The organism is Paraburkholderia sp. J7, from assembly GCF_905220155.1.
Classification (GTDB): Bacteria; Pseudomonadota; Gammaproteobacteria; order Burkholderiales; family Burkholderiaceae; genus Paraburkholderia.
The window spans coordinates 202773-226569 of the sequence record NZ_CAJMYZ010000003.1 but is presented as its reverse complement, the minus strand read 5'-3'; the positions used below and the strand labels follow the sequence as shown (position 1 = coordinate 226569).

Sequence of the window (23797 nt, the reverse complement as noted above, 5' to 3'; positions counted from 1 at the left end):
ACGGATCTCAACCCTGCGTGATGAAGGTATGCACGTGAGTGTTGAAGAGGTCGGGGTGCGTGCCGTTCATGCCGTGCGTGGCGCCCTTGATCGTCACGCGCCGCGCGAACGCGATCCACTCGTCGAGCGCTTCGACGTTGTTGCGGAACATGAGCGGGCTGCGCTGGCCGTCGATGAGCAGCGTGCGGCACTTGATCTCGCCGGCGGCGCGCGGCGCATACGGCGGCAGCGGGTCCTGCAGCTGCTTGGGCAGGGTCGTGGCGTTGGCGATGGCCATCTGGCGAAACGCCGCCGAGCCCTTCTTCCAGGCGCCCGGCACGCTCACGGAGTCGACGAACAACTCGAGCCCCGCTTCGACGTCGCCGGAATGGATGAGGTCGGCAGCGCGCGTGCGCAGCGCGTTGGTGGCGGGCGGCAGCGCGGCGTCGTCGTTGTCCACGCGCGAGAGCGGGCCGCCCGGGTCGGCCAGCACCAGCGTGCGCACGAGGCGCGGATAGCGGCGCGCGAGATGCCACGCCACGCAGCCGCCGCGCGAGTGACCCACGAGGTGCACCGATTCCAGGCCGAGCGCGGTGATGAAATCGGCCAGCTCGGTGACGTGGCTTTCCCAGCCGAAGTCGCCCTGGATGCAGGCGTCGGCGGCGGGCCAGTAGTGGCTCAGGCTCGGCGCGATGCAGCGGAAATGTTCAGAGAGGCCATTGAGCTGCGGCATCCAGTAACGGTAATCACAGAGCGATCCGTGGACGAACAGCAGCGGCTCGCCTTCGCCCCGCTCGAGGAACGGCAGGGCAATGCCCGAGTGCAACGTGGCGTACGACAGGTCGGGCGCAGCTAGTAGGGAGGGATCGATGCGTTGGTTCAAGGAGGGGCTCCGAGCGTATGAGCGTCACTTTGCCGCAAGCGCACGATTAAGGGAAACTCAATAAACTGAAGGAATCGATAAGGTTTTCTGATTGAAAAAAGGGGCGCAACGCCGCGAGGCCTGTCGGGCGGGATTATTTTCTTTCAGTGATGAAAGCAAGTGCGTGTGCGCAAGACCGGCGACCTGGCGCGCTCAAGCGGATTTATGGCTTCGGCGCCACAAGATTGGCGTCGCGCGCGAGCAGCCAGCGCCCGCTCGCATCCTTGCGCACGAGCGTGAGCGTGTAGCCCGCACGCCGCATCGGCTCGGTTGCACCCGGCGGCGTGATGGAAATGTCGATGCGATTGCGCAGAAAAGCCCAGTCCCCCAGCACCTGAAGCTCCACGATCTCGGCCGTGCCCTCTATGCGCATGGCTTGCTGCGCCTCGGAGGCCGCAGCGAACCCGGCTTTGCCGAATGGCTCCTGGCCGGGCACCGTGAACACCACGTCGTCGGTCATCAGGCTTAGCACTTTGGCTGTGTCGCCCGCGCGGCTGGCGTCCATCCAGGTCTGCACCAGCTCGCGAATGGCGCGTTCGTCATCGGTCATAGTCGCGTCTCCCATGTCGTTCAGTTCGACGATTCCAGCAAGCGCGCCTTAAAACGCGCTGCGATAAGCGAACAGGCCCGGCAAGCCGCCCGTCATGATGAAGAGCACGTTCTCGCCGCGTGCAAAGCGTCCCGAGCGCACGGCTTGCAAGAGACCCGCGAACGCCTTGCCGCTGTACACGGGGTCGAGCAGCAGGCCTTCTTTCGAAGCCACGAGGCGCACGGCTTCGCGCATGGCGTCGGTCGGCATGCCGTATCCGTCGCCGAGCTGTGCGCCGTCGATCACGATCGATGCGCCCTCGATGCGCCGCGCCGGATCGATCAGTTCAAGTGTTTTGCCGGCTTTCTCGAGCGTTGTCGCATAGGCCTGCTCAGCCTTCGCGAGAACGGTATACGCGAGCACGAGGCTCGGGTCGATGCCGAGCGTCGAAAAACCGGCGGCGAGCCCCGCGTGCATGCCGCCGCTGCCGTTGGGCACGACGATGCGCGCGAAGCTCAATCCCAGCGCCTGCGCCTGCGTCATGATTTCGGCGGCGCACGCTGCATAGCCCAGACATCCCACCGGGCTCGACCCGCCCAGCGGGCAGACGTAGACCTTGCGGCCCTGGGCGCGCAACGCGTCGGCGCGCGCCTGCGCGAACTCCAGCGCATTGGCCGTGCCGGGCAGATCGTGCACGCGTGCGCCGAGCAGGTCGTCGAGCAGGATGTTGCCGTTCTCCAGATACTCGAAGTCGTCGCGCGGCACGGCCCGCGTGAGCACGAGTTCGCACTGCAGGCCCGCTTGCGCGGCCGCAGCTGCCGTCAGGCGCGCATGGTTCGACTGGCGCGCGCCCACGGTAACGATGGTGTCCGCGCCCGCAGCCAGTGCTTCGCCCATTAGAAACTCGAGCTTGCGCAGCTTGTTGCCGCCACCACCCAGGCCAGCCAGATCGTCGCGCTTGACATAGACATTCACGCCCCCAAGTTGCTGGCTTAGCCGCGGCAATAACTGGATCGGCGTGGGACCTTCCAGCAGCGCGCGGCGAGCATGCCGCGAAAGATCGAGCTGATAAGGAGGCGCGGCATTCGTTACGGTAGTCATTGCTGTCTCGGAGTTCGGGATGGCGGCATTCGCGGTTGCCAAGCGTCGAATCATAACCAGGGTAATTCTCGAATAAAGCGCCGCGCATCAGGGTTCTCACGTCCACGTAATTCCGTATTGCGTCGCAGCACGGACGTTTTTAGACTGATTCGTATCCAGGCAATCGTCCGAGACGATATTCCCACTACGGGAGGCTTCACATGAATATTTTTCAATCGCCGAGCCAACCATCGAGTCCGAGGCTGCACGTATTCGAACAGGAAGGCGGCTGGCACTGGGGTATCACCATCGAGCGTTCGGCAGGCGGCGGGTTCAAGGTCATCGCTTATAGCGAAAAGACGTTCCGCGCCGAAAACGAAGCACAATCCGACGGCGACCGCGCCCTCGTCAATCTCGCTGAACTGGTTTGAGCCGCGCGCCGCGCGGCTTCATGTTTTTACGCCTGCGGCACTTCTCCTCGCATCCTTCGATATTTGCGGTCCGCGCAATCCGCGCTGAGCCGGAAACGACATCTCCTTCGTCTGACCGCTTCCATGCGGGCACGCCGCGTCCATCCGCCTCAGTGACCGATCGTGCGACATTTGCCAAAAATCAGCGCGCGATCCCCTGTGCCCCGGTATCGTGAAAATTTGCCCACGAGGGCATTTCAGAGCGCTGCTGGATGCCGCCACCTTCCTATATGACCTCACACGCGTCGCGCCCTTCGCCAACGCTTACGCCCGATCTGCAACTGGGCGAACCCATGACCGATACGATGCATGCCGAGTTCGTCGTGCTGCTCGACGCGCTCGCGCACGCGAGCGACGAAACATGGCTCGGTGCACTCGACGCGTGGGTCGCGCATACGAAGCAGCATTTCGCGCAGGAAGAAGCGTGGATGCAGGAAATGCACTTCGGTCCGCGCCATTGCCATGCGGGCCAGCATCGGCACGTGCTGAACGTGGCCGGCGAAGTGCGCAGGCAAGTTGCCGACGAGGGGCGCTTCGACACAGGCCGGCAACTGGTGGGAGAACTGCGCGAATGGTTCGCCTGGCATGTGAAGTCGATGGACGCGCTCATGGTCGAAGGGTTGCGCGAACGCGGCATCGCAAAGATTGATCAGGTCGTTTGAGTCAGTTTCAATTCGTTCGATTCATGCAAGCAGATATCGTTATTGTGGGCGCCGGGCCGGTGGGGCTATGTCTTGCGCGCTCGTTCAGTGGTTCTGGCCTCAAGATCGTCATGGTCGAGCAGCAGTGTCTCGCCGACATCAGCGAGCCGCAGTTCGACGGGCGCGAGATCGCGCTGACGCAGAAGTCGGTGCGCTTGATGCGCAAGCTCGGGCTTTGGGATCGCATTGAAGCGCACGCGCGTGCTCCGCTGTGCAGCGCCAAGGTGTTCAACGGTCCCTCGCCGGGGGCGCTCGAGATCGGGCACGAACTGAGCGGGCACACGGAGCTGGGCTGGCTGGTCTCCAATCACCTGATTCGCAAGGCTGCCTATGAGGCGCTGCGCCAAAGCACGGCAGAGCACGGCGACGTGACGCTGCTCGCGGCGCAAAAGGTCAGCGGCGTGAAAGCCGGCGAGGATCTGGCGAGCGTGACATTGGAGAGCGGCGAGACGCTCACGGCGAAGTTGATCGTCGCCGCGGACAGCCGCTTTTCGGCCACGCGCAAGATGATGGGCATTGCCGCCAACATGCACGATTTCGGCAAGGCCATGCTGGTTTGCCGCATGACGCATGAAGCGCCGCACGAGCACGCGGCGTGGGAATGGTTCGGGTACGAGCAAACGCTCGCGTTGCTTCCCATGAACGCGCAGCGCTCGACAAACGCGCATCAGTCGTCGGTCGTGCTTACGCTGCCCGTGGGCCAGGTCAATGAGATCGCAGCGCTCGAGCCCGACGAATTCGCGCGGCATGTCGAGCAACGTTTCATGCACAGGCTAGGCGCGATGAAGCTGGCAAGCACGCGGCATGTCTATCCGCTCGTGGCCGTCTATCCGGAGCGCTTTGTCGGGACACGCTTCGCGGTCGTGGGCGACGCCGCGGTCGGCATGCATCCGGTGACCGCGCATGGTTTCAATTTCGGTCTGCTCGGTGTGGAAACCTTAGGTAACCGAATTATCGAGGCGAAAAATAGCGGCTTCGACATCGGTGCCTTACAGGTCTTGCAACGCTACGAAACGCAGCATCGCCGCGCGACCCGGCCGCTCTATCTCGCGACCCGCTTCATCACTGATGTCTATACGAACAACACCGCGCCCGCCAAACTGGCGCGCGACTTCATGCTGCGCGCCGCTTCCCGGCTCATGCCGTTCAGGAAGGCGATTGCGGCCTCGCTGACCGGCTAGCTTCAGGCTCCCTCGCGCACGTCGACGGCAACGATGCGCTCGAGGGTCGCTACCGCATTCTCCACGCCGTTTTCCGCACGCATCGTTTTGCCTAATGCGCGGGCGCGGCTTCGCACCGTTTCGCTGGCGGCAAAGTCGAGCGCGCTCGCGAACGCTTTGGCGCTGGGCTTGCGCCCATCGACGGCCACCGGTGCGACGCCCGCCTCGCGCAGGCGCTGCGCCCAGAAGAACTGGTCGCCCGCGAACGGCGTCACGATGGAAGGCACGCCCGCACGCGTTGCGGAGTGCGAAGTGCCGGAGCCGCCGTGATGAATGACGACAGCGGTGCGCGGGAACAGGCAGTCGTGCGGCGTGTCGCCGACAACGAAGAAGCTTTCGGGCAGCGCGTTGGGATCGATGCCGCTCCAGCCCGGGTAGAAGAGTGCGCGCCGGCCCTGCATGGCTTCGATCAGCGCGGCCAGCAAGCGCGCAGTGTCGAAACCCGTCATGCTGCCAAAGCCGATATAGACGGGCGCTTCGCCCGCAGCGAGGAAGTGCGCCAACGCGGGCGGCGGCGTCCAGGCCGGGCTCGGCGCCAGCCACTGCCCGCAGAGATGCGCGTTGGCGGGCCAGTCGGCGGGCGCGGCGAGCAGGCTTGGCGAGATGCCATAAACCATCGGGTGGTCCTTCCAGACCGCCTTGCGCGGCGGCAGGCCGAACATCGCGCGCGCGGCGTTGGTCTGGTCGCGGAACGCCTTCCAGAGCAAGCCGTTCACCAGGCCGTGGCTCGCGCGGTTGAACACGCGCGGCACCCATCTGGGCGGCAAGAACGCCGAGGGGAAGGCCGCCGTGGGCGTGAGCGGGATCATGCCTGCGCCGATGCCTTTCGCGCCCAGATGTTCCGCCGCGGAAAGCCCCACGAACGCGGCCAGGCCCGCAACCAGAATGGCGTCGCAACCCTCGCCGGCCTCGACGAGGGTGCGCATCCACGACTGCGCGTTTTCGTTGGCGATTTTCGCGAGCGCGCGTGCGGTCTCGTTGAAGCCGCCGCCTTTCTCGACGACGCCGGCGATGGCGTGGTCCGGGCGCAGCATGCCGCGAATGTCGCCGGCGAGCGCGGTGGCCGGCACGCCGAGTGCGTGGGCGCTGCCCAGCGTGGCCGCATCGGCGAGCAGGTGCGCGTCGTGCCCGGCGTCCATCAAGCCACGGCACAGCGCGGCGAACGGGCGCGCATCGCCTTCGGTGCCATAGGTCGCGACTAGTAGCTTCATGAGGCCTTTTTCCGTGCTTGCGGCGCTGCGTTCGTTGTGCGTTCCGGACGGCTTGTGCGGGATGTGCACTGCGTGCCGTTACCTGCAGCGTTTCGCAACGGCAGGCGTAGTGTCGCCAAACCGATCCGCCTCTGCAACCTCGGTCAGCGAACCCATCCTGATTGTGGGTGTTGATGGCTGTGCCGGAGCGAGCGATGAACAGCGGGCGCGGAGCGTGATGTGATGACGATTTGTACGGGTGTGCTCGTTTGGCGCTGCACGGTCGCGGCGACATCTTCATTCATGAAGCGCCACCAACCCGGTTTGCGAATTCCCAGAAGTACGCGCTCGGCACCGGCTGCGTCACAAACCGCGGCGATCTGGCGGCCGATGGTCGAACCGGACATCGGTGACGTCACCATGCGCGCTTGCGCACCGTGTCGATTGCATTCCAGTATCCGCATCGCGCGGGCCAGCGTCTCGCGGCCGCCTTCTTCCATTGCGCCCGCGATCAGGCCGTAGTCCAGGTGGTCGCCCATCCCCTTGAAGCAGGGCGTCAAATCGACGATATGCACGGCGACAATATGCGCATCGCAATTTCTGGCTATGTCGAGCGCCGCCGCGAGGAACGCATCGGTCGAATTCTGGCTGACTGCAACAACGATGGTCTTGGACATTGTGATGGCCCTCAGTACGCCCAGTAGGTGAAGGAGCGCGGGTAGCCATAGACAACCGGCGCCGGTGCCAGCATGGGGGGCGGCGCATACACGGGCGCAGTTGCATAGACGGCCGGCTGCGAAATGCTGTTGCCCTTGGACGCCATGCATTGCGAGTAGGCCGCGTCGTAACCGGCCTGCAAACTCGCGGAACTCGCCTGGGTGTTATTGGCGCCTACGGCGCTCCCAAGCAGCAAACCCGCGCCGGCGCCAATCGCTGCGCCAACACCGGCATTTCCCGCCGCAGCGCCTAACAGCGCTCCAGCCGCCGCGCCGCCTGCCGTGCCGATCGCAGTACTACCCAGCGCGTCGTGGCTCGCCGAGGGCTGGGCTGCGCCGTCCGTACGGAAGGCGTAATTCCTGCATGCATAGTCCTCCTGCTGGAATTCGCCCAGCGGCTTGCCCTTTGGCGGCAATGCGACCACGGTTGGGCCCGTTGGAGGAATGACGGCGCACCCGCCCAGTCCGAGGGCGACGATGCAGGCGGATAAGACGAGGCAGGCGGTTCGTGAGGGTTTCATGATCGGAGTGTCCAGTCAGTGCACGGATAGCATGCTGACGCGCGAAAGTTAGACGTGAGTTATGACTCGTCGCGTGTCAATGCCGCCAGTCGATTTGCTCATCGACGTAGTAAGGCGCGAACGGATTGTGGTGCGCATCGAAATACCGGTTGCGGCGCTCGAGCTCTGCAAGATCAGTGGACGAGGCGAGGTAAGCCTCGCGTTGTCGAGCTTCCACAGCGGCGAAGTGCGCTTCGAGCTTGCTGACGAGTTTGGCGAACATGATGTTTCTCCTTGAACAGGGACGGCGAGCCGTCGATGAGAAGCATCATCGCGAAGCAGAATGAGTCGTGAGTTAGCAGGAGCCAAACCGAAGACCCGATGCGAGGCGTCCCGGCCGGTCGGCCCGTTGCGCAAGCTCGACGCGTCAGGGCGTCAGGGCGCCTCGGCGCAGTGCGCGCCATCCTTGGCGAGAAGCGGAATTTGCACGATGGCTCGCAGCCCCGTCACGCCGTCATGGCGATTCTCGAGGGTCACGCGACCGCCGTAGCGTGTCACGATCGCGAGTACGATCGCGAGCCCGAGACCGCTGCCCTCTACGCCATGGTTCACGCGAAAGAACCGGTCGAATACACGAGGAAGCGCCGCTTCGGGAATGCCGGGGCCCGTGTCGGCAATTTCGATGCGTGCCTGCCCATTCGCGGCGAGCACGCGCAAATCGACGGAGCCGCCGTCGGGCGTATAGCGCAGCGCGTTGCCAATCAGGTTCTTGACCACGGCGCGCAGGTCCGACTCGGTTGCGCAGATGCGCGCCGGCGTCAATTCGCTCGCGCCGATATCGATCCGCTTCTGGTTGGCGATGGGCAGCAGCTCGGAGACGACTGAAGCAACGACTTCCGTCACGTCGATCGAAGCGCTCGGCGCAGACGTCATCTGCGCATCCGCGCGCGCCAGCTGCAACAGCTGGGCGACGAGTGTGCTCGTGCGTTCGATGCCCCGCCGCAGTGCCTGGAAGCGCTCGCGGTTTTGCGGAGCAATGTCGCCTTGCAGATTGTCGGCCTGCAATTTCAGCGCGGTGAGCGGGGTACGCAACTCATGTGCGGCATCGGAAATGAAATCGCGTTCGAGCCGCATCGATCCGTCGAGCCGCTCGATCATGCGGTTGATCGAGCTGACGAACGGACGCAACTCGATGGGCAGGCCTTCGTCCGGCAGGGCCTCGAGACTCGTCGAATCGATTGCCTGGGCGCGGCGTCCGAGCCGGTCGAGTACCCGGAATGCACGGCGCACGCAAAGGTACACCGCGATCCACACGGCCGGAATCAGCACGTAAACAGGCGTCAGCGCGCGTGCGGCGCTGTCTTGTGCCATGCGCACGCGCACCGACATGCGTTGGCCGACTTGTATCACCTCGTTATAGGTGACGAGCGTATACACGCGCCACGCTTCGTTGGCGGCGTATTGCTCCGAGAAGCCCGTGGGCGAATTGCGGTCGAACTCGACGGCGCTGTCGGTGGTACGGGTGGGCGAGGACTTGTGTTCAGCAGTCCAAACGACGACGACGATGTCGTCGGCGTTGCTGGAGCCAGGGGAGCGGCGCGGAATGGCGGCCTCGTACACGTCGCGTATGCGCCCCGCGACGTTCGAGAGCCGATCGTCGAGCAGAGCGTTCACGCCGACGAGAGCGAGCCGGTAGGAGGTCACGCCTTGCACGATGCCGAAGACGGAGAGCAGCAGGCCCAGCGAGACGATCAGCTGGGTGCTGAGAGATCTGGCTTTCATGAGCATGACGGTTCGTCCCGCGTTGGCCAGCGGCGCAGTGCGGCCCGCCGCCGCGCCGGCAATGCCGGCTCGTGCGCCAACGATATCAGATTATGGGGACGATACGCCGCCGCGAAGCGCGTGGTTGGATGCTATCGGGCGCTTGCATTTGCCCGCGTCGCCGGATCACAATCGCGCGTGCGCGGGCGAACGCCCGCCTTGGCGCGGCCCATTCATGCGGATGATTGATCATGCGAATCCTCATCGTTGAAGACGACGTCGATATCGGCCAAAGCTTGATGCGTGCATTGAAGGACGCCGGCTACAGCGTGGACTGGATCCGGGACGGCGCGCAGGCGAGGGAGGCGGTGGTGGGCAACGCGTATTCGATCGTGTTGCTGGACCTGGGTCTGCCGGGCTCCGATGGGATCGACGTTCTCGCTGCCGCGCGAGGGCGCGGTTGCACGACGCCGGTGCTCATCGTGACGGCTCGCGACGACATCGAGACCCGTATTCGCGGTCTAGACATCGGTGCCGACGATTACCTGCTCAAGCCCTTCAACACTTCCGAGCTGCTGGCGCGCATTCGCGCCGTGATACGCCGGCACGCGGGCTCAGCGGTTTCCGTGCTCGGCGACGAAACGTTGAGTCTGAATCTGGATAAGCATGAACTCTGCTACAGGGGGCAGCGCGACGTACTGTCCGCGCGCGAGTTTGCGCTCATGGCGGCGCTGCTCGAGCGCCCTGGCATGATCCTCTCGCGCGCCCAGCTGGAGGACCGGCTGTATGGCTGGGGCGAAGAAGTAGAGAGCAATGCTGTGGCGGTGCTCATTCACGGCGTGCGCAAGAAGTTCGGCCATGACGTGATACGCAATATTCGGGGGTTCGGTTGGACCATCGACCTGGCCGCCCGCGACGAGCAAGCGGGCACGCCCTCAGCAGATGGGCGCGAGGCGCGCGAATGATAGCGTTCGCGCATGAGTGCCGGCTACGGCTTGATCGGAACGCGTAATACTTCGTTAGTCTAAATGTTTGAAATCGTTCGCGTTGGAAAAACTCGCGTCCGATCGTGCTGCCGACGGAAAGAATCCGGGATCGAACGCGACTATGCAGTTACGCATTGCGGTTTACAACGAAGCTGAAATGCGGCGCGTCCGAGGCGGGCCGGTGATGGAACTGGCGCTTGCGCAACGTTCTCTGTGAATGGAAGGCGTCTGGACATTCGGCCTTCAGTTGGAGAATGGTCGCGTCGATACAGTCGATACCAAGCTTCGAGGCCTGGATCAGGGCGCTTTTCTGGTCAGCGTTGAGCTTCATGACGGCTCCAGCGAAAACGGGTGTGCGGCAGACGCTTAGCTATGCTGGAACAGCGCGAGGCGGCCGCCCTTGTAGAGGTCGTGCACCTTGTTTGCAAGCGGTGCGTGCGGCGCCTTCTGGCATTCGCCGACCACCGCGGCCACCGGTGTCGCGACATCCACGACCGTCGTCACGGTCTCGCTCACGCCGAGCTTGTCGACGCCCGAGACCCAGTAGACGAGTGCCGGCTTGTAGGCGTCGTCCACGGCGAGAAAGTCGGAGCAGGTCATCTTTGCAGGTGAAACGGCAGTGACGGGTTTTGCGGTGTCCGCAAGCGCGAGCGGGGAAGCGCAGAGACCGGCAACAAGGGCGGCACTGAGCGTTGCAGCAGAGATAAGGTTTTTCATGGCAGTTCTCCAAAGGTGAGGAAAGTAGGCAACGTATCCTTGCGGGTGCGTCGATGATTGTCATCGTACGGGCCGAAAGTTAGCCCAGAGTGATGGAGCAAGAAGGCTGGAGCCGAACGACGGCGTGGCAGAGCGCTTCCGAGGCGTGCGACGGCGCCGCCCGCATGATCGCCATACGGTCCACCTTCCCCTGTTCGGTCTGCGCAATGGCGCGGCTTTGCGTGAGACGGACCTGACTCGCAACCGTTTCACCGAAGGCCGCATCGAGCGCGCGCAGGCATCGCGCCACGTCTACTCGACGCCCGGCCCATGGCTCGACGACGGCACGCCACAGGTCGTCGCTGAATGCGTCACTGCTGGCAAAGGCGGTCGCAAAGCGCACGTCGGGCAAGCGGCAGAGGACATCTTCGATATCGACGGGAGCGATCGTGCGGCCGGCGATTCGCCTGATGTCTTGCGCGCGCCCGAGTACGTGGAGGTAGCCCGCTTTGTCGATGAAACCCATATCGCCCGTGAGGCACCATCCGTTGCGGAATTTCAAGGCCGCTTCTTCAGGCTGATTCCAGTAGCCTTGCGCAACCGCCGCGGAGCGCACCTCGATCTTCCCCGGCTCGCCAGGCGCCGCGAGCGTGCCGTCAGTACGCCGAAATTGCACCTCGACGCCGGCGCGCACGCGCCCCGCGCAGTCGAGCAGTGCCGGCTTCGATGCCGATTCATGAGGCGCCAGCGCGCTGACGATCCCCGCCTCGCTCGCGCCGTAAAAATGCGTGAGCACGGGGCCGAACCGCTCGATCGCGCGGCGGCGAAGCACGGCCGGTGCCGATCCGCCCACATGCGCGATCGAGCGCAGCGAAGACAGGTCGCGAAAGGGGACGTCGCGATGATCCATCGTTTCGAACAACTGAGGTTCGACGAGCAGGAGATCGGTGATGCGTTCGACTTCGATCGCGGCAAGGGTGGCGGCAGGGTTGTAGCGGCGCTCGAGGACGACCGTGCCGCCCGCGCCCAGCGTGGTATCGACGAGCACCTGTGACAGGTAGGCGAGCGGGCCGTTGACGAGCTGACGCCGTTGTTCATCGCGCGGCGCATTCACGAGCGCCGACCAGGCTGCGAACGAACGGCAGCTGCATTTGGGCACGCCCGTCGTGCCGCCCGAGGAAACGATCACCGCGAGTTCGTCTGGCGTGTTGCGTCCCTGCAGTGGCCTGTCGGGCTGCGCATTGGCGAGCACGTCCAGACGCGTCGCCGCGTTGCCGAAGCCGACCTGCATTACGCGAAGCGGCGTCGCGCCGGGCGTGTCGGGTAAAAGGCGGGCGGTCTCCGGGAAGACCACCAGCAACGTGGGCGCCATTCGCGCAAGCAGGGCCGCGCGCCGGTCGGCATCCGCGAGCGCGGGCAGGTAGATCGCTGCCGCGCCGATCAGGTTGGCGGCGTAACGGATGGCGATCGCCTCGGGCCGGTTGGGCGCGAAGAGCGCGACGAGCGAGCCTCGGTCGACGCCGAGCGCCTCGAGCGCCCGTGCGTAGCGGTAAATGGCGCTGCGCAGCGCGCGGCCCGTCACGTTCGTTCCTTCGTAGCGGATAACCGGCCGGTCGGCCCGCGATTCGAATTCGTCGAGCAGGCAATCGACATAGGGCCGGTACGTCCCTGTCGCTCTCGTTGTCGTGTCTTGATTCATGGCGTCACCTTGCTTCATCGCGTTGTCCCGGAGCATCGCCGCCTGCGCGGCGATCCTCGAGGTAATTGAATGGGGCTGTCGTGGAGAAACAGAGTGATCGCGCAAAGTTAGTGGCGAGTGAGCGCCTACGCGCCGCGCGGCGTTCGCGTTGCTAACTTTGCGCTAAGCATGCGCGCCTACCATGCGCTGCGTATCAGCAAACTGCCGGCTAACGGCGGCGACCCGTGGAGGTCGACTCATGCGTATCCTCATTGTCGAAGACGACATCCATATCGGCCAAAGCCTCATGCGCGCATTGAAGGACGCCGGCTACAGCGTGGACTGGCTGCGCGACGGCGGGAGTGCGAGGCGTGCCGTGTTCGATCACGCTTATGCAGTGGTGCTGCTCGACCTCGGTTTGCCGGGCGCCGACGGCATCGATGTGCTCACCACCATGCGTGCGAAGGGCTGCGCAGCACCTGTGCTGATCATTACGGCGCGCGACGACATCGACACGCGCATTCGCAGCCTCGATCTCGGCGCCGACGACTATCTGCTCAAGCCGTTCGACACGTCGGAACTCATGGCCCGCATTCGCGCTGTTTTGCGCAGGCGCTCGGGCGCGAGCGTTCCCGTGCTCGGCAACGCAACGCTGGGGCTCGATCTCGACCGGCGCGAGCTGACGTTTCGCGGCCGCCGCGAAATGCTGCCCGCGAGGGAGTTCGCGCTGATGGTGGCGCTGCTCGAACGGCCCGGTGCGATCCTGTCGCGCGCGCAGCTCGAAGATCGCCTCTACGGCTGGGGAGAGGAAGTCGAAAGCAACGCCGTGGCGGTGCTCATTTATTCGATCAGAAAGAAGTTCGGGTACGGGGTCATTCGCAACCTGCGCGGCTTCGGCTGGACCGTCGATCTTCACGATGCATGACCGGAAAACCATGGCTTTTGCCGTTGATGCAGCCAATGGATCGAGTCGTAGAGGAATCCAGAATGAAATCCAAAGCCAGATCGCTTGGCACGCAACTCGTGCTTTCGCTTGGGATCGTGCTTTCGATCTTCACCATCACGCAGGCAATCAGCTCATACGATCTCGCGCGCGTTGGCGTGAACGCCGTGCTCGACAGCCGCTTGTCGAATGTCGCGCAGCGTGTGCGCGACATGTTCGAGGACGCCATTCCGCGCCATTCAGCAGGCTCGCTGAACGCGGACGACATCGTGGTGCTGGTCTGGGAGCCCAGCCTCGAGCGGCCGGCCCGAACGACGGACAGCGCGGTCATTTTCGATCGCGACGCCGCGCCCGGCTTTTCCGATCAGATTGTCAATCGCGAGGCGTGGCGAGTCTATACCCTGGTCGCGCCCGACAATGACGTGGTCCAGGTCGCGCAACGCATATCGGTGCGCCAGCGCATGGCCGAAGCGAGCGCCTTTAGAGGGTTGCTGCCGGTGTTCATCCTGATTCCGGCCGTATGGCTCGCCGTTTATGTGTGCGTGCGCCGGTCGTTCAGGGTGCTCAAGCGGCTCGGCCAGCAGGCGCGCGCGATCGACTCTGCGCATCTCGTGCCGTTGTCGGCCCGAGGCCTGCCCGTCGAACTGATACCGTTCGTGTGTTCGATCAACCGCATGATCCGGCGTCTCGACGCTTCGATGAAGCTCGAGCGCGACTTTATCGCCGACGCCGCGCATGAGTTGCGTACGCCGCTCACGGCGCTCAAGCTCCAGGCCGACAACCTCGAAGGCGATATTGCGCCTCCCAGCGAGGAGCGGTTTCGGGCGCTGCGCCAGACCATCGATCGCACGAGCCAGCTTGTCGCGCAGTTGCTGCAACTTGCGCGCGCGGACTCACAGGTCGTCGAGACCGCAACGGACGAGCCCGAGGTGACGCACGTGGTGACCTCGGTCGTCGCCGACCTGTTGCCAATCGCGCGGGCCAAAGGCATCGATATCGGCGCCGGGAAATTGTCGGCGGCGAAGGTGCGGATTCCGGAGTCCGATCTGCGCGCGCTCGTGAAGAATCTTGTAGACAATGCACTGCGCTATACGCCTGAAGGGGGTTCCGTCGATTTGAGCGTCTTCACCATACATGGGCGCGCGCACATCGAGGTGACCGATACGGGGCCCGGCATTCCCGATGCCTTGCTCACGCGCGTATTCGACCGCTTTTTCCGCTGCAATCACGGCGTCGAGGGAAGCGGGCTTGGGCTTGCGATCGTGCGGGCCATCGTGCAGCGGCACGGCGGCACGATATCGCTGCACAACCGTCGAGGTGGCCATAGCGGTTTGCGCGCCGTGGTGACGTTTGCGCTCGCGGGGGGGCGAGACGCAGGGACAGACCCGTGGCGGCCTGTGGCGGCCCGTGCGTGACCGCTTTTAGCGGGCACGTCTAGGTAGGATGCCTGAACAAAATCGATCGGGGGGAGGTTCGGCGCAAAGAATCAGTGATGCCAGAAAAGGGAATCCTGGCGCGAACGGGTGTCGGCCGCCTGCGCATACGGGCTTTCCCATGGCAAGGTCCAACCGCTGCGCTTGCCGCCGTCCGGTCGGCGCTCGGCGCTGGCAAGCGCGAGCAGGCGTTTCGCCTCGCGGCTCGATGCGTCGACATTCATCGCATGTCCCGCGTCTTGCCGCACACAAGCCCATTGGCGCTCGTGCGCGCATTGCCGTGCCTCACCGAGCAACGCGTCGCGCTGGTGCTCGCGCGCGACGAGATCGGCTTGCATCTGCTGTGCGTCGCGGTTGCCGGGTTCGACGGCGAGCGCACTCGTGAGCGCCCTGCGCGCGGGCCAGAGGTTGTTTCTGTCGAGACTCGCGTGTGCGCTGGCCAGATCTTTCGCGACTCCGGGGTGCGCACTCGCATAACGTGGCGCGGCGGGCGCGCGCTCGACCGCAGGCGCATTTTGCTGGACGAGGTTGTGCTGAGCTGCGTTCGCTCGCGGCAGGACGGCGGGCGGCCGGCTGATCAGCGCGGCTGGCGAGCCCGATGTGCCTGGCCTGCCAGGCGTGCCCTTCGGGCCGCTCACGGACCCCACGACCACCTGTGCGCCGAATTTCGGCTCCCACTCGCTGCGATGCAGGAACGCATATCCGGCGAACGCGATCGCAAGCGCGCCGAAGCCTGCCCATGCATAGCGCGGCAGCCGCGAGCGCTCGGCAAGGTGCTCCTCGTCGATCGATGAATATTCGCCGTCGTAGCCCCGGTCGTAGCCCCGATTGCCGCCAAGTCCGCCCGAGAGTCCCCCCAGGTTCGCGCGCAGACGCCCGGCGACCCCATGCGCACGTTCGCGTTCATCCAGCGCGCCCTCGCTCGCGGCTGCGATGCGGGCGGCCGCAGCCAGTTGATTCGCTCCGCATTGGGGGCACAGCGCTAGCAGTGCATTGAATCTCGTCCCACAGTAGGGGCACTCCGACGGACCGGGATCGTCGCGACCAGGGGCATTGAACATGGGAGCAGTGCGCTTTCGCTTCGATTGACGAATGGCCGCAAAATCGCCGCAAAATCGGTGCCTGATTTGCGCACCGATTTGAATATGGGCCAGTTCGACGCGAAGATCAATCGGCGGATTCCGCCAGTCTGGCGGATACGGACAGGCATTGCGCCAGCACGCCGCGCCTGCCTTATTGCTTCACGCAGCCGACGATCGTGGCGATTGCAACGGCATCCAGCGTCAAGCCGATGTGCCCCGTGCGTGGCACGAGCGTAACCGGCACGTGAGCTCCGGCTTCCTCGAACGCCGCTGCGTACTCGCGGGCGAGAAAAACCTCGTCTTCGGCGCCGGCCAGCACATGCAGGGGTTGCCGCACGCCGCGTATGTCCGCGCGGTAGTTGGCGTGCGGGCGGAAATTCTGCATCAGATTGAACGAATACTGCGGCGTGAGCTGCTCGCGTACCTCGGGCGCCAGTGCGTAGGCGATCGTCGGCAGATGATTGAAGGCGCGAATGCGCAGGCCGTTCAGCATCGCGAGCACGGCGACACGCGGCAAGCCGACTGACACCCAGCCGCCGACCTCGTTGCGCGTGGTGCGCGCCTTGTGATGCAGGAAGGGCGCGAGCAGCACGTAACGATCGAACAGACGTTGACGCGTGCTGCCCGCAAAGCGCAGCGCAAAGCCGCCGCCCGCCGAGAAACCGACCAGCGTTTTGGGCAGCGCGCGCAGCTCGCCCGGCAGCGCGGCGAGCAGATCCTCGAGATCGTCTTCGAGCTGGCCGATGTAGTCGATCGTGCCCTTGCGGCCCGATTCGCCATGGCCGCGGATGTCGGGCACGCAAGCCGCGTAGCCTGCGGCGGCGAACTGGCGCGCGAGCGGGTGGAGGCTCGCGCTGCTTGCCGACGATCCGTGGATGAGCACGACGCAGCCTTGCGGCGAGCCGGCAGGAGGCCGGTACGCGCGCCAGGCAAGTGACTCACCGTCTCGCGCGCTAAAACGGCGCAAAGCGGGAAGGTCTGAGAAGTCGACGTCCTTGAACGGCGCGTTGATCGACTCGAGTGGCGCGGGCTGCTTCGGGCCGCCTTTCACGAGCGCAACGGCGGCAGCGGCGATAGCGGCGATCGGAGCGGCTGAAGCGCTGAGAGACACGGGTGGACCTCGTGTACATGACGGGTTGATTGTTTTGCCGGCGGTGATGATAGCCGACTTGCCGCCCGTGTCCTCTGTTATCCGAAACATTATGCGCGCCGGGTTGACACGCCGAGCGCTCAGATGAACAGGGAAATGATGCCGCCCAGCGTAATGCCTGCTGCGATCCAGCGTCCAATCGTATAGGTGTGGTTCGGGTCGGCGGGCACGTCGGGACGCTCGAGCCCTAGCGCGCCGTAAACGAGCGATTTCATGGTTGCGCGTTGGTCGGCGTAGAGCCTCCGTCGCTCGTGTCGGCCGTGTCGCCGGTATCGCTGGTATCGGCCATATCGCTGACATCGGCCGCGTCCGTCGCATCGGCCGATTCGGTCGCATCGGTCGCATCGGCCGCGTCTGTTGCATCCGTCGCTTCGCTCGCGGCAAGGTCGCTGTCCGCGCTATCGTCCGTCGATGCGGCGGCATAGCCCTGCGGCGAAATCCGCACGGCGTCGTCCTGCGATGAGGACGATGCAACCTTCGTCGAACCGTTGTTCGACTGCGTGCCGTCCTGGTCTGCCTGGTCTGAAGCCGCGCCCGCACGGAGTGTGTTCGTGTTGGCGCTGCTGTTGGCGAACTGTGTCGCCGCCCCGATTTGCATGGTCGACTCCTTTCGACTTTCTTATGTCTACATAATCGCAGGTCCGGGCGCTGAAACGCTCCACGAATAACGCAGAAAAATTCGCGATATTCCGCGGCCAATTCCTTTGCGCCGCCTGCGACAATATCGGTATCCGTAACGTCTTGCGCGTATGCTCGCGCGACGACCGCGGGACCCCCTACCCGCAAAAAGAAGTACGCCTCGACGCCGCATGTGGATGAAGTCTTTGCGCCTCACAAGTCCCGTAACGTTCGTGAAGAGACGAGCGTGAAGCGCCCGTCACGCCGCGAGGTTTTCGAGGCGCTTTATCGCACGCATTATCTGCAAGCTCACACGCGGCTGCCCGATGCGCTGGAGCGCGATCAAAACGACGATTACGTGCAAAGCGGGGCGCAGATCGCATGGGAGATCTGGCAGGCGGCACACTCGCACGCCATCGAGTTGGCGGCGCAGCAATGCGAGCGTCTTCAGCATCAGCACGACCATCAGGATTACAAAGCAATCTGCCGGATTTGTGCATGCGATATTCGCGCTCTGCAAGCGGATGCAGAGCGCGATGAAGATGTGACGTGAGTCGGCTAGGCAGGCACTGAAGGGACGAGGCGCAGGCGGTTCGCGGAACGCTTTGGATCGAGGGCGCGCGTGACTTCGGCGAGCGTGTCGCGCATGGTTTCGCGCATGGTGCCCGAGAGTTCGCCCAGTGCCGCTGCGGCGCGTCCTCGCGTGGAGGAGGCGGGGGGCGCGGCGTCAGCTTCCGGATTGCGGCTCGCACGTGCTGCGCGCGTCATGCCGGCGCGCGCGGGCGGTACGCAAATGCAGCAGGCTGTGGGCTTGTGTGCGTCGCGCACGTGGCGCACGAACCGGCCGGAGCAGACGGTGCAGCTCGACAGCGTGAGCAGGCCGCCATCGAAGAAGCGCAGCAGTGTCCACGCCCGCGTGAAGCTCAGCACGCGTTCGGTCTCCGCGCTCTCGCAGTGTTCGAGATAGAGACGATACGCACGCGTGAGTGCATCGAGCCGGCTGCATTTCGCTCTGTCGGTAAGGAACAGATAGATGTTGTAGAACAGCGACGCGTGAATGTTCGGCAGCCACGTGAAATACCAGTCCGCCGAAAACGGCAGCATACCCTTGGGCGGCGAGGCGTTCTTGAGTTCCCGATAAAGCCTGATCAAACGATTGCGCGACAGTGTCAGCTCTTTTTCGAGCACAGGCATGCGTGCACCCAGCTGGATCAGCTCGATTGCACGCAGGACTTCGCGCGCTTCCTCGGTCACACTGCCTTTGTACATGACGTGGTACTCCCAGGGGCAGCCGGTGACGGCCACGATGGCCAGGCGAATGCCTGAATTTACGGGCGATTATAAAAGCGCGACAAAGAGCGTCAAGAATAATATTTGGAAAGGAGTTGAAGGAACTATAAAGAAAATGCGTCGTGGAGCCGATATTCAGGCATGGCTTGAAGCGGGAATTAACCGCCCTTTACCACCATCATTACCTGTTGTGTGTAAATGGAAAGGTCCGGTAAGAATATAAATAAAAACCGGCGAAAATATCGGTGCGCAATGCACTGAAAATCGGGAAGAATTATTACGGCGTTTTGCGCTTTTACCCTTTCAGGCTTATCTGCCGGTAAACTGCGCCCTTTCCGAACGCATGCGACGCGCGACGTTGCAGCGGCCCGCACGAAGCGCGGGTACCCTACAAAAGCTGCCGACTGATGATTTTGCCTTTCTCCGCCTACACCTCTTCGTTCGCGCAGGCGCGTAAGCGTTTGCCTGTGGCCGCGACCGGCAACTTCAACCGGAGCGACCGCGCCACGCTCGCCAACCCGCCGCGCCGCGCGCTGCTCAAGGGCACGGTGAGCCTGCTGGCGCTGAGCGGTTGCGCCAGCACGTTGCTGAGTGCGTGTGGCGGCGAATACACGGGAGGCGACGGCGCGCAGGATGCGCCGACGCCCGTCATCGGTGCGGTGGCGAACTTCCGCGATCTGGGCGGCGCTGCGCCCGGCTATTCGACGAGCGACGGCGCGCATGTGCGCCGCGCCTTGATTTACCGCGCCGACGCGCTCACACCGAATGCAGCCGACGCCGCTACGCTGGAGCGCATGGCGCTTTCCAACGTCTACGATCTGCGCACGCCGGCGGAAATCGACGCGGCGCCCGACATGACGCCGAGCACGGCCACTTACCTTGCGCTCAATGTGGTGGGTACGCTCGAGCCGCCGTCGTTTGCGGGCATGCAGGCCGGCGATCTCGACGCGGCGATGCAATCGCATTGGCGCACGCTCGTGACCGGCCGCATGCAATCTTCGATTTACGGCGCGCTGCTCGAACATATCGCAGATGCACCGGGGCCGCTGCTGATCACGGGTGGGACCGGCGTGGACGTGGTGGGTTGGGCGTGCGCGCTGTTGCTGTTGATCGCAAACGTGCCGCTCGAAATCATCGTGAAGGATTTCATGCTGACCGCCGCGTGGCGCTCGACCGGCGCGGATTCGGTCAATGTGGCGCCGCCCGTGCAGGCCAGCTATTTGCAGGCCGCGTTCGACGCGGTGCAGGGAAGCTACGGGGACCTCAACCGCTATCTCACCGTGGGGCTCGGCATTGCGTCCGAAACGGTGGATCGTCTGCGCGGCCGGCTCGTGGTCTGAGCGGCGCGCGCTGCGTAGCGCTGCTGAGCGAGCAGCTCACCGAGTCGTGAACTTACGCAGCGGCCCTTGCATCGGCCGGTAGCGCGATACGCACGCGCAGCCCGCCTTCGGGATGATTGGACAACTCGCAGCGTCCCCCTTGATTGCGCGTGAGGCGCGTCACGATGGCAAGGCCGAGCCCGCAATGGCCTTCGCCGCCGCGCGCTTCGTCAAGGCGTACGAACGGTTTGAGCGCCGCGGCCACGCGTTCGGGGGGGATGCCCGGGCCATGATCGCGCACTTCGACGATCCACTGCGCGCCTTCGCGGCGCGTGGCGATTTCCACGGGCGGCACGCCATGTTCGAGCGCGTTGTCGACGAGATTCGACACGAGCCGGTCGAGCAACGTGCGCGGCAGCCGGAACGCCGAGCCTGCGCGCAGATCGAGCCTGAAGAGCGCCTCGTCGTCATCGCCGTCATCGGAGAAGAACTGCTCGCGCAGCAGTGCGTCGACTTCCACCTCGGGCCCCGACTCGGGCCGCTGCCGTGCAAATTCCAGAAACTGCTGAACGATATCGTTGAGCGAATCGACTTCGCGTATGAGTTGCTCGCGCTCGCGCTCCGAGCCCATCATGCTCGCGCGCAGCTTCAGGCGCGTGAGCGGCGACTTGAGATCGTGCGCGACGCCCGCGAGCATGACGGCCTGATCGTCGTCGGCTTCGTTGAGCTGCTTCATCATGCCGTTGAACGAGCCGATGAGTTCGCGCAATTCGCGCGGCCCGTGTTGTTTGACCGGCGCGGGACGATGGCCGGTGCCGAACGCGCGCGCGGCCTGGGCCACGAGCGAAAGCGGCCGCTGCATTTGCCACATGGCGAGCAGTGCGAGAAGCAGCGAGATGGCGAGCATCGAACCGAACAGCGGCAGCAGATTGCGCGCCGGCGGCAGATCGACAGGCGCGACGATCCACGTAGGCTGGCCCGCGAAGCGCACCCACAGGGCTTCGCGGTGGCGCAGGTCGGCAAGGATCTCGGTGCCGGGCGGCAGATCGCGCAGGAGTTGCTTGCGCAAGTCGGCGAGCGGCTCGCGCTTCGGGACTTCGAGCCGCACGTCGGCGGGCATGTTCCAGGTGGGCACGAGATGCACGCGCAGGGCAGGCGCGAGGTCCATTTCATTGGGGGGCGCGCTCGTTGCCGCGCCCGTCGCCATACCGGGCGCCGCGCTTGTCGCCGCATGCAGCATGAGCAGCAGACCGCGCTCGAAGCCTTCCACTTCGTGACGGCGCGGCTGTGGCGCGAACACGATGAACCAGCATGCCTGAATGGCGAACAGCAGGAGCGCGGACATCAGCGCCATGCGCCCGAACAGCGTATTCAACGGATTGTTCATGCAATTACGCGTTCGTGCTATGGCCGCTGTCGTCTGCGGTGGAATTCGCAGTGGGGGCTTCGGTGTCGCCTTCGATGCCAACCCCGCTCTGCGGCACGAACACATAACCCTTGCCGCGCAGCGTCTGCACGTAACGCGGCTGTGCGGGATTGTCTTCGATCACGCGGCGCAAGCGCCACACCGGCACGTCGAGACTGCGCTCGTTAAATTCCATGCCGTCCGCGTGCAGCAGATCGTGAATCAGCACGCGCGAAAGCACGCGATAGGGATGCTCCGTGAAAATCTTCAGGAGCACGAACTCACTGCTGCGCAACGGCACGCGCTTGCCGTCGCGTTCGAGCGTGCGCGCCATGAAATCGAGTTCGAAAGCGCCGAAGCGGTAACGTTCGCGCGCCGCGGGTGCGCCTGCGGGCCCGTTGCCGCGCCTGCGCAGCACGGTCTGGATACGCAGCAGCAATTCCTGGGGATCGAAAGGCTTCGCGACATAGTCGTCGGCGCCCAGCGTAAGGCCGGCAATGCGGTCGCCCACCGCGCTGCGCGCGGAGGCGAAGATCACCGGAATATCGTCGCCTTGCGCGCGCAGCGCGGCGAGGGCGCGCAGGCCGTCGGTGCGAGGCATCATGACGTCGAGTACGACGACCGATGGCCGCTCGCGCTCCAGCCGCGCGCCGAGATGCGTGCCGTCGTGAAGAACCGAGGCTTCGAAACCGTTGGCTCGAAGAAAGCCGGAGAGGAGATCGCGCACGACCGGATCGTCGTCGACGATGAGAACGTGTGGACTCATCGCCGTATTTTATTTGATATCGACAACCGGCAGAACAGCGCGCGACCGCAGATTTCTTGCCGCAGCTTACATGGTTTCTTACTTCAGGGCGACGGTGCCTTGCTCAATGGACGTTTGCGTAGCGTGCGCATGCTCCGTCGATGCAACGGTGGCGCAGTTGAGCGCGCCCGCGCTCTGCTGTGCGCTTGTCTGTTCCGCGGGCTTTGCTGCGGTGTCGTTGGCCGCGGGGTTCGCGGGCTGCACGGGCGGCGCGTCGATCGACGCCATGCCGGCCGCCTTCGCGAATGCCGAGTTCGCACCGGCCATTTTCGCGGTCGCCGCCGAGACGTCACCGGCCGGTGCGGCATCCTTGGGGGGCAGGCGATGAGCGTGCGCTTGCGCGAGCCGCGTCTGGCGTGCATCGGCGGCCACGCCGCTCGGCATTTTTTGCAGATGAAGCGGCGCGTTCGCGTCGGCCGACGCGACCTTCGCGCTCGCCTTCTTCACACTTTTCGCGTTGTCCGCAGCGGGGGCGGCTGCTGCGTTTTCGTCCTTCGGCGCGGGCGGGATGCCGTGCATTTCGAGCACGGCGTCCTGCGCCGAGGGGGCGAGGTGCTGGTCCACGACGCCTTCCTTCACGCGTTGGACGGACGCCTGCTTGCCATGCTTGAGATCGCCTTCGAGTTCGGCGATACGGCGGTCGTACCAGTCCGTCACGCACGCCTTGTCCTTGCAGTTGTGCTGGCGCCATTGCCACTGGCTCACGCGGTCGGCTTCGAGCGCGGTCGTATCGGTGGTCGCGTCGAATGCGGTGCGATAGAGCGCGGCCAGTTTGTCGTCGAGCGCGGAGAGTGTCGGATCGTTGCACACGAGCCGCTCGGACGCCGAAGCGTTGCGCGGGCAGTGAAAACTTGCAGCGTGCGCGAACGGCGAGCCAGCGAGCGACGCGAACAGCGCGATCGCAGCAGCGTTCAGCCCGCGCTTGAAGAAGGGGGCGCGACGGATTTTCGGTTCTCGATTCATGGCAGCCATGATGATGTTGAAATAGGGGAAAGACGGTAGCAGCGTGTGGCTCGTGCGGCGTCGCAAAGGCGCGAGGCGCCGCAGTGAGAACCGCAGTGGGAACTGCAGTGAGAAAGATAGCGCGGCGATGAATCCGCAATGTCTTACTCAGCGGGGAGAATGCAGAAGCGCTTACTAAACATTACATGTAGCGCCGCGCGCGGTAATCGCCAATGGGCGATGACGGCCTGTAGCGCGCACCCGTGCATTGAAAAGGCGTGCAATGCGGGCGTTCGGGTCCTTACCGTGCGGGAGGATTTTGAAGAAGTGGAAAGTGGCATTCAACATTGACCGATGTCCCGGCCATCGCGCGCGTCGCTTA

28 protein-coding genes are annotated in these 23797 nt (G+C 64.5%); 9 read left to right on the top strand and 19 right to left on the bottom strand.

Annotation, left to right across the window (positions count from 1 at the left end):
* Window positions 1–7: 7 nt before the first annotated feature.
* The 3 genes from U5A58_RS06555 to U5A58_RS06545 form a co-directional block, all read right to left on the bottom strand.
* Window positions 8–862, bottom strand: a complete 855-nt coding sequence (locus tag U5A58_RS06555) for an alpha/beta hydrolase (protein WP_321960795.1) — start codon at window positions 860–862, stop codon at window positions 8–10.
* 202 nt (window positions 863–1064) lie between these two features.
* Complete coding sequence (locus U5A58_RS06550) at window positions 1065–1451, bottom strand: SgcJ/EcaC family oxidoreductase (RefSeq protein ID WP_321960794.1); 387 nt, start codon at window positions 1449–1451, stop codon at window positions 1065–1067.
* A 48-nt stretch (window positions 1452–1499) separates the two neighbouring features.
* The gene (locus tag U5A58_RS06545) at window positions 1500–2531 is read right to left on the bottom strand and encodes a D-cysteine desulfhydrase family protein (protein ID WP_321960793.1); all 1032 of its coding nucleotides are present in this window, start codon (window positions 2529–2531) and stop codon (window positions 1500–1502) included.
* A gap of 200 nt (window positions 2532–2731) precedes the next feature.
* Between U5A58_RS06545 and U5A58_RS06540 the strand changes: the two genes are divergently transcribed.
* The 3 genes from U5A58_RS06540 (at window position 2732) to ubiM (ending at window position 4862) form a co-directional block, all read left to right on the top strand.
* A complete protein-coding gene (locus U5A58_RS06540) occupies window positions 2732–2941 on the top strand; it encodes a hypothetical protein (protein WP_035514678.1) in 210 nt (69 codons plus the stop codon).
* A gap of 251 nt (window positions 2942–3192) precedes the next feature.
* Window positions 3193–3642 carry a hemerythrin domain-containing protein gene (locus U5A58_RS06535; RefSeq protein ID WP_321960792.1) on the top strand — a complete coding sequence of 150 codons (450 nt, stop codon included), beginning with the start codon at window positions 3193–3195 and terminating at the stop codon, window positions 3640–3642.
* Complete coding sequence (gene ubiM / locus U5A58_RS06530; protein ID WP_415774180.1) at window positions 3639–4862, top strand: 5-demethoxyubiquinol-8 5-hydroxylase UbiM; 1224 nt, start codon at window positions 3639–3641, stop codon at window positions 4860–4862. Before U5A58_RS06535 ends, ubiM begins: the two co-directional genes overlap by 4 nt.
* A 2-nt stretch (window positions 4863–4864) precedes the next feature.
* Here the strand turns inward: ubiM and U5A58_RS06525 are convergent, their stop codons facing one another.
* The 5 genes from U5A58_RS06525 to U5A58_RS06505 form a co-directional block, all read right to left on the bottom strand.
* Entirely contained in the window at window positions 4865–6112 is a 1248-nt protein-coding gene (locus tag U5A58_RS06525) for a glycosyltransferase (RefSeq protein WP_321960790.1), read from the bottom strand.
* Between the two features lie 143 nt (window positions 6113–6255).
* A complete protein-coding gene (locus tag U5A58_RS06520; RefSeq protein ID WP_321960789.1) occupies window positions 6256–6768 on the bottom strand; it encodes a universal stress protein in 513 nt (170 codons plus the stop codon).
* An 11-nt stretch (window positions 6769–6779) separates the two neighbouring features.
* Window positions 6780–7328: a glycine zipper domain-containing protein gene (locus U5A58_RS06515; RefSeq protein ID WP_321960788.1), complete on the bottom strand. Its 549-nt coding sequence runs from the start codon at window positions 7326–7328 to the stop codon at window positions 6780–6782.
* Window positions 7329–7404: 76 nt separating this feature from the next.
* Window positions 7405–7590 (bottom strand): DUF3563 family protein, encoded by a 186-nt coding sequence (locus tag U5A58_RS06510; RefSeq protein ID WP_321910081.1) that lies wholly within the window; start codon window positions 7588–7590, stop codon window positions 7405–7407.
* Window positions 7591–7742: 152 nt separating this feature from the next.
* A complete protein-coding gene (locus U5A58_RS06505) occupies window positions 7743–9089 on the bottom strand; it encodes a HAMP domain-containing sensor histidine kinase (RefSeq protein ID WP_321960787.1) in 1347 nt (448 codons plus the stop codon).
* A gap of 230 nt (window positions 9090–9319) precedes the next feature.
* Between U5A58_RS06505 and U5A58_RS06500 the strand changes: the two genes are divergently transcribed.
* On the top strand, window positions 9320–10033 hold the full coding sequence (locus tag U5A58_RS06500) for a response regulator (RefSeq protein ID WP_321960786.1): 714 nt from the start codon (window positions 9320–9322) through the stop codon (window positions 10031–10033).
* Between the two features lie 148 nt (window positions 10034–10181).
* Here the strand turns inward: U5A58_RS06500 and U5A58_RS06495 are convergent, their stop codons facing one another.
* The 3 genes from U5A58_RS06495 to U5A58_RS06485 form a co-directional block, all read right to left on the bottom strand.
* A complete protein-coding gene (locus tag U5A58_RS06495; protein ID WP_321960785.1) occupies window positions 10182–10385 on the bottom strand; it encodes a hypothetical protein in 204 nt (67 codons plus the stop codon).
* Window positions 10386–10420: 35 nt separating this feature from the next.
* Window positions 10421–10771: an HdeA/HdeB family chaperone gene (locus U5A58_RS06490; RefSeq protein ID WP_321960784.1), complete on the bottom strand. Its 351-nt coding sequence runs from the start codon at window positions 10769–10771 to the stop codon at window positions 10421–10423.
* Window positions 10772–10850: 79 nt separating this feature from the next.
* The gene (locus U5A58_RS06485) at window positions 10851–12449 is read right to left on the bottom strand and encodes an AMP-binding protein (RefSeq protein ID WP_321960783.1); all 1599 of its coding nucleotides are present in this window, start codon (window positions 12447–12449) and stop codon (window positions 10851–10853) included.
* 238 nt (window positions 12450–12687) lie between these two features.
* Between U5A58_RS06485 and U5A58_RS06480 the strand changes: the two genes are divergently transcribed.
* Entirely contained in the window at window positions 12688–13353 is a 666-nt protein-coding gene (locus U5A58_RS06480) for a response regulator transcription factor (protein ID WP_321960782.1), read from the top strand.
* A gap of 62 nt (window positions 13354–13415) precedes the next feature.
* Entirely contained in the window at window positions 13416–14786 is a 1371-nt protein-coding gene (locus U5A58_RS06475; protein WP_321960781.1) for a sensor histidine kinase, read from the top strand.
* A gap of 71 nt (window positions 14787–14857) precedes the next feature.
* On the opposite strand, the gene U5A58_RS06470 is transcribed toward U5A58_RS06475, so the two are convergent.
* The 4 genes from U5A58_RS06470 to U5A58_RS06455 form a co-directional block, all read right to left on the bottom strand.
* Window positions 14858–15865: a hypothetical protein gene (locus U5A58_RS06470; protein WP_321960780.1), complete on the bottom strand. Its 1008-nt coding sequence runs from the start codon at window positions 15863–15865 to the stop codon at window positions 14858–14860.
* Window positions 15866–16037: 172 nt separating this feature from the next.
* On the bottom strand, window positions 16038–16997 hold the full coding sequence (locus U5A58_RS06465) for an alpha/beta hydrolase (protein ID WP_321960779.1): 960 nt from the start codon (window positions 16995–16997) through the stop codon (window positions 16038–16040).
* A gap of 119 nt (window positions 16998–17116) precedes the next feature.
* The gene (locus U5A58_RS06460) at window positions 17117–17251 is read right to left on the bottom strand and encodes a hypothetical protein (RefSeq protein WP_321960778.1); all 135 of its coding nucleotides are present in this window, start codon (window positions 17249–17251) and stop codon (window positions 17117–17119) included.
* Complete coding sequence (locus tag U5A58_RS06455; RefSeq protein ID WP_321960777.1) at window positions 17248–17634, bottom strand: hypothetical protein; 387 nt, start codon at window positions 17632–17634, stop codon at window positions 17248–17250. The genes U5A58_RS06460 and U5A58_RS06455 overlap by 4 nt, the downstream gene beginning before the upstream one ends.
* Before the next feature lie 267 nt (window positions 17635–17901).
* On the opposite strand from U5A58_RS06455, the gene U5A58_RS06450 reads away from it, so the two are divergent.
* Complete coding sequence (locus U5A58_RS06450; RefSeq protein ID WP_321960776.1) at window positions 17902–18207, top strand: hypothetical protein; 306 nt, start codon at window positions 17902–17904, stop codon at window positions 18205–18207.
* A 5-nt stretch (window positions 18208–18212) separates the two neighbouring features.
* On the opposite strand, the gene flhC is transcribed toward U5A58_RS06450, so the two are convergent.
* Window positions 18213–18923, bottom strand: coding sequence for a flagellar transcriptional regulator FlhC (gene flhC / locus U5A58_RS06445; RefSeq protein ID WP_321960775.1), 711 nt, complete (start codon window positions 18921–18923; stop codon window positions 18213–18215).
* A 49-nt stretch (window positions 18924–18972) separates the two neighbouring features.
* On the opposite strand from flhC, the gene U5A58_RS06440 reads away from it, so the two are divergent.
* Together U5A58_RS06440 and U5A58_RS06435 are read left to right on the top strand one after the other, a co-directional pair.
* Window positions 18973–19167 carry a hypothetical protein gene (locus U5A58_RS06440; protein WP_321960774.1) on the top strand — a complete coding sequence of 65 codons (195 nt, stop codon included), beginning with the start codon at window positions 18973–18975 and terminating at the stop codon, window positions 19165–19167.
* A gap of 184 nt (window positions 19168–19351) precedes the next feature.
* On the top strand, window positions 19352–20284 hold the full coding sequence (locus tag U5A58_RS06435) for a tyrosine-protein phosphatase (protein WP_321960773.1): 933 nt from the start codon (window positions 19352–19354) through the stop codon (window positions 20282–20284).
* Window positions 20285–20336: 52 nt separating this feature from the next.
* On the opposite strand, the gene U5A58_RS06430 is transcribed toward U5A58_RS06435, so the two are convergent.
* From U5A58_RS06430 to U5A58_RS06420, 3 genes are all read right to left on the bottom strand, one after another.
* Entirely contained in the window at window positions 20337–21650 is a 1314-nt protein-coding gene (locus tag U5A58_RS06430; protein ID WP_321910059.1) for an ATP-binding protein, read from the bottom strand.
* A 4-nt stretch (window positions 21651–21654) separates the two neighbouring features.
* Complete coding sequence (locus tag U5A58_RS06425) at window positions 21655–22434, bottom strand: response regulator (RefSeq protein ID WP_321910058.1); 780 nt, start codon at window positions 22432–22434, stop codon at window positions 21655–21657.
* 78 nt (window positions 22435–22512) lie between these two features.
* Entirely contained in the window at window positions 22513–23436 is a 924-nt protein-coding gene (locus U5A58_RS06420; RefSeq protein ID WP_321960772.1) for a hypothetical protein, read from the bottom strand.
* Window positions 23437–23797 lie beyond the last annotated feature (361 nt).

Bases quoted from the DNA above. Each gene is read 5' to 3' on its own strand.
- U5A58_RS06545 (WP_321960793.1), bottom strand. From the start codon at position 2,531: ATGACTACCGTAACGAATGCCGCGCCTCCTTATCAGCTCGATCTTTCG.
- U5A58_RS06505 (WP_321960787.1), bottom strand. From the start codon at position 9,089: ATGAAAGCCAGATCTCTCAGCACCCAGCTGATCGTCTCGCTGGGCCTG.
- U5A58_RS06485 (WP_321960783.1), bottom strand. From the start codon at position 12,449: ATGAATCAAGACACGACAACGAGAGCGACAGGGACGTACCGGCCCTAT.
- U5A58_RS06430 (WP_321910059.1), bottom strand. From the start codon at position 21,650: ATGAACAATCCGTTGAATACGCTGTTCGGGCGCATGGCGCTGATGTCC.
- U5A58_RS06440 (WP_321960774.1), top strand. From the start codon at position 18,973: ATGCCTGAATTTACGGGCGATTATAAAAGCGCGACAAAGAGCGTCAAG.
- U5A58_RS06540 (WP_035514678.1), top strand. From the start codon at position 2,732: ATGAATATTTTTCAATCGCCGAGCCAACCATCGAGTCCGAGGCTGCAC.
- U5A58_RS06475 (WP_321960781.1), top strand. From the start codon at position 13,416: ATGAAATCCAAAGCCAGATCGCTTGGCACGCAACTCGTGCTTTCGCTT.
- U5A58_RS06420 (WP_321960772.1), bottom strand. From the start codon at position 23,436: ATGAATCGAGAACCGAAAATCCGTCGCGCCCCCTTCTTCAAGCGCGGG.
- U5A58_RS06520 (WP_321960789.1), bottom strand. From the start codon at position 6,768: ATGTCCAAGACCATCGTTGTTGCAGTCAGCCAGAATTCGACCGATGCG.
- U5A58_RS06550 (WP_321960794.1), bottom strand. From the start codon at position 1,451: ATGACCGATGACGAACGCGCCATTCGCGAGCTGGTGCAGACCTGGATG.
- U5A58_RS06455 (WP_321960777.1), bottom strand. From the start codon at position 17,634: ATGCAAATCGGGGCGGCGACACAGTTCGCCAACAGCAGCGCCAACACG.
- flhC (WP_321960775.1), bottom strand. From the start codon at position 18,923: ATGTACAAAGGCAGTGTGACCGAGGAAGCGCGCGAAGTCCTGCGTGCA.
- U5A58_RS06490 (WP_321960784.1), bottom strand. From the start codon at position 10,771: ATGAAAAACCTTATCTCTGCTGCAACGCTCAGTGCCGCCCTTGTTGCC.
- U5A58_RS06495 (WP_321960785.1), bottom strand. From the start codon at position 10,385: ATGAAGCTCAACGCTGACCAGAAAAGCGCCCTGATCCAGGCCTCGAAG.
- U5A58_RS06425 (WP_321910058.1), bottom strand. From the start codon at position 22,434: ATGAGTCCACACGTTCTCATCGTCGACGACGATCCGGTCGTGCGCGAT.
- U5A58_RS06460 (WP_321960778.1), bottom strand. From the start codon at position 17,251: ATGAAATCGCTCGTTTACGGCGCGCTAGGGCTCGAGCGTCCCGACGTG.
- U5A58_RS06535 (WP_321960792.1), top strand. From the start codon at position 3,193: ATGCCGCCACCTTCCTATATGACCTCACACGCGTCGCGCCCTTCGCCA.
- U5A58_RS06525 (WP_321960790.1), bottom strand. From the start codon at position 6,112: ATGAAGCTACTAGTCGCGACCTATGGCACCGAAGGCGATGCGCGCCCG.
- U5A58_RS06435 (WP_321960773.1), top strand. From the start codon at position 19,352: ATGATTTTGCCTTTCTCCGCCTACACCTCTTCGTTCGCGCAGGCGCGT.
- U5A58_RS06510 (WP_321910081.1), bottom strand. From the start codon at position 7,590: ATGTTCGCCAAACTCGTCAGCAAGCTCGAAGCGCACTTCGCCGCTGTG.
- U5A58_RS06500 (WP_321960786.1), top strand. From the start codon at position 9,320: ATGCGAATCCTCATCGTTGAAGACGACGTCGATATCGGCCAAAGCTTG.
- U5A58_RS06470 (WP_321960780.1), bottom strand. From the start codon at position 15,865: ATGTTCAATGCCCCTGGTCGCGACGATCCCGGTCCGTCGGAGTGCCCC.
- U5A58_RS06480 (WP_321960782.1), top strand. From the start codon at position 12,688: ATGCGTATCCTCATTGTCGAAGACGACATCCATATCGGCCAAAGCCTC.
- U5A58_RS06515 (WP_321960788.1), bottom strand. From the start codon at position 7,328: ATGAAACCCTCACGAACCGCCTGCCTCGTCTTATCCGCCTGCATCGTC.